This is a genomic window from Micromonospora sp. NPDC049240, assembly GCF_040647835.1.
Lineage (GTDB): Bacteria > Actinomycetota > Actinomycetes > Mycobacteriales > Micromonosporaceae > Micromonospora.
This window is the reverse complement of the sequence record NZ_JBEZCX010000013.1, coordinates 57,771-70,621: the sequence shown is the minus strand read 5'-3', so window position 1 is coordinate 70,621 and position 12,851 is coordinate 57,771. Positions and strand designations below refer to the sequence as shown.

The window sequence follows — 12,851 nt, the reverse complement described above, 5'->3', positions numbered from 1 at the left end:
GGTCACCGACCGCAGACCGGCGAGATGCCGGCGGACGCGCTGCTGGCGGCCACCAGCACGCCGAACGTGGTCGAGCCGCCCGGCGCCAGCGTCCCGTTCCAGGAGGCGTTGCGGACCGTGACGTTCTCGCCGGCGCGTTCCGCCACCCCGCCCCAGATCGACTCGATGCGCTCGTCACCGGTCCACCGCCACGAGACGACCCAGCCGCCGGTGGGCTGGGTCCCGGTGTTGCGCACGGTGACCGTGGCGATGAAGCCGCCGTACCACCGGCTGTCGATGGTGACCGTCGCGGTGCACGTCGACGTCGGCAGCGTCCGCGCCGGTCCACCGATGAAGTACGGGTCGCGCGTGCCGTGGGGGTCGCTGAACCGGAACCAGTAGTCGGTGTCCGGGGTCAGCCCGCCGACGGTCACCGTCCCGTACCGCTCCGGCCCGGTAACGGCCTCGGCCACCGGATTACGCCAGCCGGTGGCGTCCTCGCGGCTGGTGAAGAGGCTGACGACCAGCGGCGGGTCGTAACCGCAGGGCGGGCTGAGCAGCATCGAGTAGCTGATGGTGAGACTGGTGGCGGTGGCGCCGGTCACCTGGCCCCCGACCGGCAGCGCCGGCGGGCACACCAGCGTCGGAGTGGGCGCGGGCGTCGTCAGGACGGTGGCGGGCGGGCGGGCGGCGCCGGTCGAGGCGGCCAGGCCGGTCAGGGTGAGGGCGGCGGCCAGAGCCGCGCCGAGGGTACGGATCATCTGCGCTCCTGAGCTGAACTGCGGCCCCCGCGGCGCGGCCGGCGGTGGTGGCGTTCAACCGGCCCGGCGGCGCGACGGCGGCACGGCGGACTGCCGGAGAGGACTGCCCGGCGCCGGGTGGCGCACCACCCCGCGCGTCACTCTCCTGCTGGATCGAGCGGCTCGCACCGGCTCCCGAGCGCGACCGGAGTCAGTCTGTCATTCGACAGACGTCGATTCAATGGCGTCCCGCGCTGCGGTCGCTACCGCTGCTCAGCGACGAAGGTTCCCCGTGCGTGAACGGTGACGACGAGACCGCGATCCCGCAGCTCACGCATCGCCATCCGCACGGTTCCCCGGGCTACGCCGTAGGTCTGCTGCAAGTGGAGTTCACTCGGCAGCGGCTGTCCTGGACGTAACGTGCCCTCTTCGATCTGCTTGGCAAGCAGGTCCGCCAACTGCCGGTAGAGCGGCACGCTGTTGAGCGGACTCGTCATGGGCGGCAGCGTAGACACGCACATGATCTGTACGTGCCCGGGGATGTCCAGCCAATAGACGTCTAGCATCTAGACGTCTATTGGATGTACGTTTGGTCGAACGGCACGAAAGTGGCCCCCGGTCAGCGATTGCGGCGTTGGCCGGGGGCCTTGATCGCCCAGCTAGGAGGCGACCCGTGAGCAACCTACCCACCCTGCCCGAGTGCGGAGCACCGGCGACGCTGCGGATCGAGCTGTACACGACGGACTCGCTGGACGCCTGCGCGTACACCTGCGCGGCACACACCCCGCACGCCGTCGCCGTGTTGGGCCGGGCCGGGCTGGACGCGTACCCGATCGGTGTGGGTCCTGGGATGTCGCGGCCCTGCGGGCATGTGTTCGTCTATCCGACCGGTGCCCTCGCCGCCCCGGACGACCTGGCCCACCCGCGTTGGTGCGACCGGGACCGTTGCCGGCTCCGCGGCCGACACTGCTCCCGGGCCGGCCGGGTGGACACCAACCGCTCGGAGTCGTCCGTCGTCCAGGTGGGGCTGGTGCGGGCGCTGCATCCCGCCGCCGAGACGATGGTGCGCCTGAGCGGCGCGGCCTCCGCCGTGGTGTTGTCGGTCGGGCAGGCGCGGGTGCTGCGGTACCGCCTGGCCCACCTGCTCGACCTGGCGGCGGTCAGCCGGCAGCGGTGAGAACCGCTGACTACGCTTGGCACCCGTGCCAGAGGGACACTCCATCCACCGACTCGCCGCCCGCCACGCCGAGCTGTTCGCCGGCGACAAGGTGCACGCCGACAGCCCGCAGGGGCGCTTCGCCGAGGGCGCGGCCCGGCTCACCGGCACCGTCCTGGACGGCACCGAGGCGTACGGCAAGCACCTGCTGCACCACTACGCCGGCGAGCTGACGCTGCACGTGCACCTCGGGCTGTACGGCAGGTTCGCCGACGGGCCGGGGGAGCCGCCGGCCCCGGTCGGCCAGCTCCGGCTGCGCCTGCACAGCGACCGCAACTGGTTGGAGCTGCGCGGCCCCGCCGCCTGCGAGCTGCTCACTCCGCCCGAGGTGGCGGCGCTGCGTGGCCGGCTCGGCCCGGACCCGCTGCGCGCCGACGCCGACCCGGACCGGGCGTACGCGCGGATCCGGCGCAGCCCCACCCCGCTCGCCGCGCTGCTGCTGGACCAGTCCGTGGTGGCCGGCACCGGGCTGATCTTCGTGACCGAGGCGCTGTTCCGCGCCGGGCTGCCACCGCTGCTGCCCGGACGGGAGCTGACGCCGGCCGGCTGGGCGGAACTCTGGGCGGACCTGGTGATGCTGATGACCCGCGCGGTCGAGCGCGGCCGGATCGACACCGTGCGCGACGCGGACCTGCCGGAGGCCACCGGCCGGGCACCGCGCGTCGACCGGCACGGCGGCGAGGTGTACGTCTACCGCCGCCCGGGCGAGCCCTGCCACGTCTGCGGCACCCCGGTGAGCCGGGGCACGCTGGCCGGTCGCAACCTCTACTGGTGCCCCACCTGCCAGGCCGGCTGAGTCAGCACTCGTCGAGCAGCCAGCGGGCCGCCTCGATGTTGCCGGGGAAGACCTGGTCGCCGCCGACGCTCCAGGCCAGCGTCTGGCCGATCGCCCAGCCGCGGACCCGGGCCCGGTCCAGGCCCAGCTCGGCGCTGAGCCGGTCGAGCCGGTGCCGCACCGCCGCGGGGGAGTGCCCCAGCTCGGCGCCGCGGACCAGCGGCACCACCGCGAACTCCCGCTCACCGACAAGCGGCTTCGGGTCGATGACCAGCCACGGCTCGCGGTCGGCCGCCAGCACGTTGCCGGCGTGCAGATCCTGGTTGACCAGCACCTGCTCGCCCTGGTCCGGGGCCAGCTCGGCGAGCAGGCCGAGGGCGGCGTCGAGCAGCCGCCGCTCGTACGGCCGGTTGGTCCGTCGCCAGTTGGCCGGCATCCGCTCGGCCCAGCCGGCCGCCTCCTCGGCGAGCGGCGTGAGCGGTGGTCCGGCCGGCACCGCGAGCCGGGGCAGCAGGCCGACCGCGGCGTCGAGCGCGTCGTCGAGCGCCAGCGTGTGCAGTGGTACGCCCGGGTCGCAGCGCTCCACCAGCAGCGCGCGGCGGTCGGCGTCGTGGGCGAGCAGCCGGATCGCGCCCCGGCCGGCCCAGTGTGCCAGCGCGGTGGCCTCGTGGACGCTGTCGTCGTCCGGGTACTGCAGTTTCAGCACCGCCCGCGTGCCGTCCGGCAGCTCGGCCGGCAGGGCCAGCGAGGCGAACGCGTAGGCGAACGGCGGCCCGACGGCCGTCAGCTCCCACTGCGCCACGCACTCCGCCAACCGGTCCGGCAGCTCCGCCAGCCAGGCCCGCCCGAGCGGCGTCCGCTCGGTCCACCGCAACCCGTCCGGGATCTCCCACCGCATCCGGCCATCCTGACCGAGTGCGGCGACCGGCGCCGCCCCGACCCGCCCCGCCCCGCCCCGCCGGGACCCGGTCACCGCAGCCGGCGGATGTCGCCGTACGCCCGGTAGAAGCCACCCCGGCCGGACTCGCGGACCTCGCTGACCAGGTAGCGGGCCCCGGGTTCCCGGATGCCCTTGGGGAACTGGACCGACCAGTCCCGCTGATAGCCGTCGGAGAGGACGTGGACCCGCAGCCGGCCGCCGTGCTCGACGCACTGCACCAGCACGCCGTCCCGGCTGTCGGTGGTCACCTCGACCGTGGCCCAGGCGGCCGGCTCGGGCAGCCGAGCCGGTGCCTTGACGTCCACCACCTCGGGCACGTCGCCCGCCTCGGCCGCCCGGATCGCCGCCTCGCCGGCGTCGATGCAGGCCAGGTAGCCGCTGGTGGTCACCACGTAGAGCCGCTGGTCGTGATACTGCATGGAGTACGCCGAGCCGCAGCCGGTGCCGAGCTTCCACAGCCGGTTGCCGGCCGCGTCGAAGCAGTAGATCGAGGAGGCGCTGTCCCCGGCGAAGACGTACCGACCGTCCTCGGCGGTGGCACACGAGAAGACCGGGGCGTCACAGCGGTACGTCCGCTCGGCCCGGCCGTCCTTGCGCAGTCGCACCACCTCCCGGGTGCCGGTGCCGGCGAACACCGTGTCGCGCTCCTGCCAGCCGAAGAGCACCGCCCCGGTGCCGGTGTGCCACAGCTCCCGCCCGGTGCGCCAGTCGTAGCCGGTGACGCCCTGCGAGTGACCGTGGTAGAGCGCGTCGGCGTCGCAGCGCACCATCCAGGCGGACCGGCCGCGCCCGGCCCGGCGCCAGAGGAACTCGTCCTCGTGGTCGAACGCGGCGACGCCGCCCTCGCGGTCCGAGACGCCGAGGATGCCGTCGTGGATGTCCAGCCAGTAGATGTCGATCTCCGGTGCGATCGCGTACGCCGCCCGGGGCACCTTGCCGGAGAGGTCGTAGACGTTGCCGTCGTCGCAGCCGGCGTAGACCCAGGCGTCGTCGGCGACGATGCACTTCACGCCGTCGGGGAGCCGGACCTGGTTCACCATCCGGGCGTCGTGGTCCAGCGTGGTGATCACGCCGTGCTCGTTGCCGACCATGCAGTGCCGCCCGTCCACGAAGATGCCGAAGGCGGGCGCGCCCGAGGCGTACCGCCAGAGGACCGGGGCGGTACGGGCGGTGGAGCGGGTGCTCACGATCTCCCGGCGGGAGACCGGCCGCTTCCGGCGTACGCCGGGCACCGCGGGGACGTAGCCCTTGCGGACCTTCTCGCCGATCTTCTTCGCCGCGGCGGCCCGGGCCCGGGCGTTGTCCGGGTAGGCGCTGGTCTTCACCTGCCCCTGGTCACCGATCCGTCCGAAGCGGACGGTCATCGCCGCGTCGTCCACCACCACCTCGTAGAACTTGTGCGCGCCTCCGTCCACTTCGGACAGTTCAAGGTAGGTCGTCTCCTGCGACATGGGGGTTACCTCCGAGCGAGTGCCGAACCGACAGCGCGCACACGCTAACCCCGCCCTCCGACAGAGCCGGAACCGGAAGGTGAGAAGGGCCCCCTTCTCTACCGGAGGCGTTAAGAAGGGGCCCTTCCTTACCGCTCGGCGAGGGCGTCGACGGCCTTGCGGGCGGCGATCAGCACCGGGTCCCAGACCGGGGCGTACGGGGGCGCGTAACCGAGGTCGAGCGCGGTCATCTCGTCCACCGTCATGCCGTTCCACAGCGCCACGGCCAGCGCGTCGATCCGTTTGGCCGCCTCGGACCAGCCGACGATCTGCGCCCCGAGCAGCCGCCCGCCGGGCCGCTCGGCGATCAGCTTCACGGTCATCTTCTGCGCGCCCGGGTAGTAGCCGGCCCGGTTCGTCGACTCGGCCGTCACCGTGACGAACTCGAACCCGGCCTCGGTGGCGTCCCGCTCGCGCAGCCCGGTGCGCCCGACCTCCAGCTCGCAGACCTTGGTGACGGCGGTGCCGATCACGCCGGGGAACGTGGCGTACCCGCCGCCGATGTTGATCCCGGCGACCCGGCCCTGCTTGTTGGCGTGCGTGCCGAGCGGGACGTGCACCGGCATGCCGCTGACCCGGTGCAGGCTCTCCACGCAGTCGCCGGCCGCCCAGACGCCGGGCGCGCCGGGCACCCGCATCCGGCGGTCCACCCGGATCGCGCCGGACGGCCCGAGCGGCAGGCCGGCGGCCTCGGCGAGCCGGGTGTTGGGGCGTACGCCGAGACCCAGCACCACGACGTCGGCGGGGATCGGCCCCGCGTCGGTGACCACCGCGGCGATCCGACCGTCCCGTTCCTCCAGGCCGGTGACCGTCGTCCCGGTGCGGATGCCGATGCCGACCTGCCGCATCGCCTCGCCGACCAGCTCGCCCATGTCCGGGTCCACGGTCGCCATCGGCTGCGCGGACTGCTCGACCAACTGGACCGTGAGCCCGCGGTGCACCAGCGCCTCGGCCATCTCCACGCCGACGTAGCCGCCGCCGACCACCACCGCGTGCCGCGGTCGGGGCTCGCGTTCGAGCCAGTCGAGCACCGCGGCGCCGTCGTCGAGCGTCTGCACGCCGAACACGCCGGCCACCTCGTCGCGGGCCCACTCCGGCTGCACGGGGGTGGCGCCGGTGGCGTACACCAGCGTGTCGAAGCCGGCGCGGACCTCGCCGCCGCCGTCGAGGTCCCGGGCGACCACCTCGCGGCGGCCCAGGTCGATGGCGGTGACCTCGTGCCGGGTCCGGACGTCGATGTCGAAGTCGTCGCGGAACGCGGCCGGGGTGCGGGCGACGAGTTGGTCGCGTTCCGGCACCAGGCCGCTCACCCAGTACGGGATGCCGCAGGCCGAGTAGGACGTGAAGTGTCCCCGCTCGAACGCGACGATCTCCAGGTCCGCCCGGTCGCGGCGGCGCCGCGCCTGGGAGGCCGCCGACATGCCGGCGGCGTCCCCGCCGACGACGATCATCCGCTCCGCCACGCCGCTCATCCTGTCACGCCCCGACCGGGCCGCGGGGCAGCTCAACCACGGGTCTGCCGGGCCACGTCCGCGACCACGTCGACCAGCTTGCCGGTCTTGGCGAACACCGCCCGCTGCCGGGCCGCGCCGCTGCCGTGCCGGTGCAGCCCGTCCAGCAGCTCGGTCACCCGGTCGAGGTCGCCGTGCCGCTCCAGCTCCGGGCGGAGCCGGTCGACGAGTCGCTCCAGCAGCTCCCAGGCCGGGCGCAGCTCGCCGTCGGTCAGGTCGACGCCCTGGCCCTCCAGCCCGTCGTGGGCGGCCCGCCAGTGCGCGGCGACCAGCAGGTGGTGGTCGGTGTTGACGGCCCGCCGGCCGGCCGCGATGTCGGTAAGCGCGGTCGCGACCAGGCCCCGGACCAGCGCGGCCACCAGCACCGCGTCGTCCACCGACGGGCAGACGTCGCCGATCCTGATCTCCACGGTCGGGTACTTGGCGGAGAGCCGGGCGTACCAGTAGAGCATTCCCTCGTCGAGCATCACGCCGCTGGCGATGAGCTGCCGGATCAGCCGCTGGTAGTGCTCGTGCGACTCCAGGTAGGGCGTGGGCGCCACCGACGGCCAGCGTTCCCACTCGATCGAGCGCCAGCTCGCGTAGCCGGTGTCCTCGCCCCGGGAGAACGGGGAGTTGGTGGTGACCGCCTGGAGGGTCGGCAGCCAGGGCCGGACGTGGTTGAGCACCTGCACGCCGGTGTCCGGGTCCGGCACGCCGACGTGCACGTGCATGCCGTTGTTGCCCGGACCGGGCACCAGCAGCCGGAACCGTTCGATCATCCGGTCGAAGCGCGGCTTGTCCACCACCGCCGGCACCGGTCCGTCGACCGGCCCGGTGCCGATCGCCAGCAGGCGTACGCCGGCCCGCTCGGCCGCGTCGGCCAACTCGGCGCGGAGCATCCCCAGCGAGTGCCGGATCGAGGACAGCTCCAGCCCCGGCGGGCTGCCGATCTCGATCTGGCTGGTCTGGAACTCGCGTTCCACCTGGCCGCGCAGCTCGGCCGGCACCTGCTCCATCACCAGCTCGACGGCGGGCACGGCGGTGCCGGTGTGTGGATCGGCGAGCAGGAACTCCTCCTCCACGCCGACCGTCAGCAGGTCCGTCCCGCCCTCGGCGGCGTGCCGTTCCCGCTCCGCCACTGAGCCGCTCATCGCCACCACCGCCTCTTTCCGACCGGCCGCGACACCGTGCCGCGTGGTCGACGCTCTGTTACCCACCGTGTCGATGCCCGAAAACGCGTCGGACGGCGTGTCGGCCCGATTCGCCCGGTCGGTCGTGTGCCGCCGTGCCGCGGAGGGCCGTCGGGTGACGGGACGCGGGACTACGATGAGCCGGCCCGGCGGGCGGTCGCCGGGCCGGAGGAGGTCGTGGTGACTCCGAACGGCACGTCGCGCACGGTGACCGGCGTTCGCGCCCAGGTTCCACGCGGCTTCGCGATCCTGCTCGCGGTGATCGCGGCGGTCTGCGCGCTGGCGGCGCTGAGCAGCGCGGTGGCCGCCGACGTCCAACCGGTCCGCACCGCGATCGACGCGCTGCTGGTGCCCGCGCCGGCGAACCTCGCGTACGCGGTCTTCCTCGGCGTCCTGGCCGCCGCCGCGAGGCGGCGCAAGCGGCTGGCCTGGTGGGTGCTGCTGGTCTACTTCAGTCTCACGCTGGTGGTCGGCCTGACGGCAGGTGGGCTGCTGCTGCTGGTGGGCGCCAACGAGCTGAACCACGCCGCCGGCCAGCGCCTCTTCGGCACGCTGGAGACGATCGGCGTCTGGGTCGGCATCGCGTTCGCCGCCGCCGCGGTGGCGCTGCTGGTGGCCGCGCGGCGGGAGTTCTACGCCCGGGTCCGGTCCGGCAGCACCTGGCGTGCGCTGGGCGTGCTCGCCGGCCTGGCCGCCGTCTTCGTCGGCCTGGGCTATCTGCTGCTCCTGGTCGAGCCGGGCAGCCTGCACACCTGGTCGGACCGGCTGGGCTACGCGGTGGAGAAGGTCTTCGGTGGCGCGATCACGCTGGACCTGACCCGTCGGGGGCAGGCGCCCGGCTGGGTCAACCTGCTGCTCGGCGCGTTCGGCGCGACGGCGTTCCTGGCCGCGCTGTTCACGCTGGTCCGCTCGCAGCGGGCCAACGCGGTGCTGCACGCCGGTGAGGAGGAGCGGATCCGGGAGCTGCTGGCCCGGCACGGCGAGCGGGACTCGCTCGGCTACTTCGCCACCCGGCGGGACAAGGCCGCCGTCTTCTCGGCCAGCGGCAAGGCCGCGCTCACCTACCGGGTGGTCAACGGCGTCAGCCTGGCCAGCGGCGACCCGGTCGGCGACCCGGAGGCGTGGGGGCCGGCCATCGAGGCGTGGCTGGAGCACTCCCGGGCGTACGCCTGGACGCCGGCGGTGCTCGGCGCCAGCGAGGCCGGCGCGCGGGCGTACCGCCGGCACGGCCTGAAGGTGCTCCAGCTCGGCGACGAGGCGATCCTGCACACCCGGGAGTTCGACCTGGACGGCCGGGACATGCGGCCGGTCCGGCAGGCGGTGCACCGGGTCGAGCGGGCCGGCTACACCGCCCGGGTCCGCCGGCACGCCGAGATCCCGCCGGAGGAGCTGGCCGAGGTGGCCGGGCTGGCCACCGCGTGGCGGGACACCGGGCACGAGCGCGGCTTCTCGATGGCGTTGGGCCGGCTCGGTGACCCGGCCGACGGTGACTGCGTGCTGGTCGAGGCGTGCGACGGCGCGGGCCGGGTGCGCGGGCTGCTCTCGTTCAGCCCGTGGGGCACGCACGGCGTCTCGCTGGACCTGATGCGCCGGGACCGCGCCGCCGAGAACGGCGTCACCGAGTTCATGGTGGCCGCGCTGCTGGCCGCCGGCCCGCGCCTCGGCGTCGACCGGGTGTCGCTCAACTTCGCCGCGTTCCGGTCGGTGTTCGAGCAGGGCGCGCGGATCGGCGCCGGTCCGATCATCCGGGCCTGGCGGCACACGCTGCTCTTCTTCTCCCGCTGGTGGCAGCTCGAGTCGCTCTACCTCTCCAACGCGAAGTACCAACCGCACTGGACGCCGCGCTACCTCTGCTTCGCCGAGCGCCGCGAGCTGGCTCGGGTCGGTCTCGCGGCGGTCGCCGCGGAGGGCTTCCTGGCCCTGCCCGGTGGGCGGCCCACGCCGCTGCACGGGGTGCCGCCGGCCGGCGGTGGGATCGGCTACGTGCCGCCGGCCGCCGCGGCGGTCCGGGCCGTCCCGCCGGAGCCGCCCGCCGCGCGTCGGCCGGAGCAGATCCGGGTACGCGTGGCGAAGCTCGACCGGTTGCGGGCCGCCGGCGTCGACCCGTACCCGGTGGGCTATCCGCGCACCGCGACCTGCGCGGCGGTGCGGGACCGGCACGCCGGGCTGGCCCCGGACACCGGTGCCGGCGAGACGGTGGCGGTGGCCGGGCGGGTGCTGCTGGTCCGCGACCACGGGCGGGTCCTGTTCGCCACGATCCGGGACGGCAGCGGCGATCTTCAGTTGATGCTGGAGCACGACCTGGACCGGTGGCGGTCGACTGTCGACATCGGCGACCACGTGGGCGCCACCGGCGAGGTGTACGCGACCCGACGTGGCGAGGTGTCGGTGCGGGTGACCGGCTGGGAGCTGACCGCCAAGTGCCTGCGCCCGCTGCCGGACAAGCACCACGGGCTGGCCGATCCGGAGGCCCGGGTCCGGCAGCGGTACCTGGACCTGGCGCTGGACCCGGCGGCCCGGGAGATGGTGCGGGCCCGGAGCGCGACGCTGCACAGCCTGCGCGTCGGGCTGGCCGGGCGGGACTTCCTGGAGGTGGAGACGCCGATCCTGCAACGGGTGCACGGTGGCGCGAACGCCCGCCCGTTCGTCACCCACATCAACGCGTACGACCTGCGGTTGAGTCTGCGGATCGCGCCGGAGCTGTATCTGAAGCGGCTCGCCGTGGGCGGCATCGAGCGGGTCTACGAGTTGGGCCGGGCGTTCCGCAACGAGGGCGTGGACGCCACCCACAACCCGGAGTTCACCGTGCTGGAGGCGTACCAGGCGTACGCCGACTACCAGGACATGCGGGCGTTGGCCCGGGAGCTGATCGTGGCGGCGGCGACCGCGGTGCACGGTGCGCCGGTGGCCCGCCGGCCCGGCGGCGAGCTGGTCGACCTGGGCGGCGAGTGGCGGGCGGTCACGGTGCACGAGGCGGTCTCGGCCGCGCTGGGCGAGGAGGTCACCGCCGACACCGAGTTGGCCGCGTTGCGCAAGCTGGCCGACGCGGCCGGGGTGCCGTTCGATCCGCGCTGGTCGGCCGGCGCGGTGCTGCTGGAGCTGTACGAGCGGCTGGTCGAGGCGCGTACCGAGGCGCCGACGTTCTATCTCGACTTCCCGACCGAGGTGTCGCCGTTGACCCGGCAGCACCGGCGTGATCCCCGGTTGGCCGAACGCTGGGACCTGGTGGCGTACGGGATGGAGCTGGGCACGGCGTACTCCGAGCTGGTCGATCCGACCGAGCAGCGGCGGCGGCTCACCGCGCAGTCGTTGCAGGCGGCCGGCGGCGACCCGGAGGCAATGGAGCTGGACGAGGACTTCCTCACCGCTTTGGAGTACGCGATGCCGCCGACCGGCGGGCTGGGGCTCGGCGTGGACCGCCTGGTGATGCTGCTGACCGGCCGTTCGATCCGGGAGACGTTGCCCTTCCCGCTGGTCCGCGAGTCCTCCTGACCGTCGCCGCCACCGGCATTCATTGAAGATTGTTGACAAATGCGGGGGCAGGCGCGTACAAATCGCTCTCAGAGAGCGCTCTCCGCCCCGTCCCCGCAGAGAGGCACCCCGATGAACCCGATTCCGGCGGCCCCGGCCGCCCCCACCACCGTGCCCCGGTCCCGCCGCCGGCTCGCCCTGGCCGCGACCGTGCTCGCCGCCACCACCGCGCTCGCCGGCGTCCAGATGACCGCGCAGGCCGCCGTGCCGTCCCCGCCCGCCGGGTGGAACCTGGTGTGGAGCGACGACTTCACCGGCGCGGCCGGCACGCTGCCCTCGTCCGCCAACTGGATCGTCGACACCGGCACCAGCTACCCGGGCGGCCCGGCAAACTGGGGCACCGGCGAGATCCAGACCTACACCTCCAGCACCGCCAACCTGTCCCAGGACGGTGCCGGCAACCTGCGCATCACCCCGCTGAAGGACAGCGCCGGCCGCTGGACGTCGGCCCGGATCGAGACGGTACGCAGCAACTTCAAGCCGTCGAGCGGCGGCGTGCTGGCGATCGAGGGCCGCATCCAGATGCCCAACGTCACCGGCGCGGCGGCGGCCGGCTACTGGCCGGCGTTCTGGGCGCTCGGCTCGCCCTACCGGGGCAACTACCAGAACTGGCCCGGCATCGGCGAGTTCGACGTGATGGAGAACGTCAACGGGATCAACTCGGTCTGGGGCGTGCTGCACTGCGGCGTCGCGCCGGGCGGCCCGTGCGACGAGTTCAACGGCCGGGGCGCGTCCCGCGCCTGCCCGGGCAGCACCTGCCAGTCGGCGTTCCACACCTACCGGTTCGAGTGGGACACCTCGGTGAGCCCGCAGCAACTGCGCTGGTACGTCGACGGCCAGCAGTTCCACACCGTCACCCAGACCCAGGTCGGTGAGCCGTACTGGACCCAGATGACCAGTCACGCCGGCTACTTCCTGCTGCTCAACGTGGCGATGGGCGGCGGCTTCCCGAACGGCGTTGCCGGCTCCGCCACGCCGACCGCGTCGACCGTCTCCGGCCGGCCGATGCTCGTCGACTACGTGGCGGTCTACTCCCGGGGCGGCGGGAGCAACCCGTCGCCGACGCCGACCACGCCGCCGCCGGGCGGGGTGCGGGACGCGTACGCGACCATCCAGGCCGAGTCGTTCAACGCGCAGAACGGCGTGCAGGTGGAGACGTGCGCCGAGGGCGGGCAGGACATCGGCTTCCTGGCCAACGGTGACTGGGCCCGCTACGACAACGTGGACTTCGGCTCCACGCCGCCACGCGACTTCGTGGCCCGGGTCGCGTCCGGCGCGGCGGCCGGGGTGAGCGGCCTGGTGGAGGTGCGGGTGGACAGCCCCACCGCGACGCCGATCGGCAGCTTCGCGGTCGGCAACACCGGTGGCTGGCAGACCTGGACCTCGGTGCCCGGCAACGTGGGCGCGGTGACCGGCCGGCACACCGTCTACCTCACGTTCAGCAGCGGCCAGCCGTCGGACTTCGTCAACGTCAACTGGTTCACGTTCCGCCGCTGA

The 12,851-nt window shown here is 73.9% G+C and carries 10 protein-coding genes; 4 read left to right on the top strand and 6 right to left on the bottom strand.

Features of this window, described 5'->3' with window-relative positions; all coding sequences use genetic code 11:
• Nucleotides 1-2: 2 nt before the first annotated feature.
• Nucleotides 3-740, bottom strand: coding sequence for a cellulose binding domain-containing protein (locus AB0B02_RS20985; RefSeq protein WP_281937692.1), 738 nt, complete (start codon nucleotides 738-740; stop codon nucleotides 3-5).
• A gap of 242 nt (nucleotides 741-982) precedes the next feature.
• Nucleotides 983-1,216, bottom strand: coding sequence for a GntR family transcriptional regulator (locus tag AB0B02_RS20980; protein ID WP_281937691.1), 234 nt, complete (start codon nucleotides 1,214-1,216; stop codon nucleotides 983-985).
• 176 nt (nucleotides 1,217-1,392) lie between these two features.
• Here AB0B02_RS20980 and AB0B02_RS20975 point away from each other — a divergent pair, with 176 nt between their 5' ends.
• On the top strand, nucleotides 1,393-1,896 hold the full coding sequence (locus AB0B02_RS20975) for a hypothetical protein (protein WP_281937689.1): 504 nt from the start codon (nucleotides 1,393-1,395) through the stop codon (nucleotides 1,894-1,896).
• A 25-nt stretch (nucleotides 1,897-1,921) separates the two neighbouring features.
• On the top strand, nucleotides 1,922-2,731 hold the full coding sequence (locus AB0B02_RS20970) for a DNA-formamidopyrimidine glycosylase family protein (protein ID WP_281937687.1): 810 nt from the start codon (nucleotides 1,922-1,924) through the stop codon (nucleotides 2,729-2,731).
• Nucleotide 2,732: 1 nt separating this feature from the next.
• On the opposite strand, the gene AB0B02_RS20965 is transcribed toward AB0B02_RS20970, so the two are convergent.
• The 4 genes from AB0B02_RS20965 to AB0B02_RS20950 all read right to left on the bottom strand — a co-directional run bounded on the left by AB0B02_RS20965 (nucleotide 2,733) and on the right by AB0B02_RS20950 (nucleotide 7,793).
• Nucleotides 2,733-3,608, bottom strand: a complete 876-nt coding sequence (locus AB0B02_RS20965; RefSeq protein WP_357302632.1) for an aminoglycoside phosphotransferase family protein — start codon at nucleotides 3,606-3,608, stop codon at nucleotides 2,733-2,735.
• 71 nt (nucleotides 3,609-3,679) lie between these two features.
• Complete coding sequence (locus AB0B02_RS20960) at nucleotides 3,680-5,101, bottom strand: WGR domain-containing protein (protein WP_357302629.1); 1,422 nt, start codon at nucleotides 5,099-5,101, stop codon at nucleotides 3,680-3,682.
• A 128-nt stretch (nucleotides 5,102-5,229) separates the two neighbouring features.
• Nucleotides 5,230-6,603, bottom strand: coding sequence for an FAD-dependent oxidoreductase (locus tag AB0B02_RS20955; protein ID WP_281937681.1), 1,374 nt, complete (start codon nucleotides 6,601-6,603; stop codon nucleotides 5,230-5,232).
• Between the two features lie 41 nt (nucleotides 6,604-6,644).
• Nucleotides 6,645-7,793, bottom strand: a complete 1,149-nt coding sequence (locus AB0B02_RS20950) for a glutamate--cysteine ligase (RefSeq protein ID WP_357302828.1) — start codon at nucleotides 7,791-7,793, stop codon at nucleotides 6,645-6,647.
• A gap of 210 nt (nucleotides 7,794-8,003) precedes the next feature.
• On the opposite strand from AB0B02_RS20950, the gene lysX reads away from it, so the two are divergent.
• Complete coding sequence (lysX, locus tag AB0B02_RS20945; protein WP_281937680.1) at nucleotides 8,004-11,315, top strand: bifunctional lysylphosphatidylglycerol synthetase/lysine--tRNA ligase LysX; 3,312 nt, start codon at nucleotides 8,004-8,006, stop codon at nucleotides 11,313-11,315.
• A 111-nt stretch (nucleotides 11,316-11,426) separates the two neighbouring features.
• Nucleotides 11,427-12,851: a carbohydrate-binding protein gene (locus AB0B02_RS20940; protein ID WP_281937679.1), complete on the top strand. Its 1,425-nt coding sequence runs from the start codon at nucleotides 11,427-11,429 to the stop codon at nucleotides 12,849-12,851.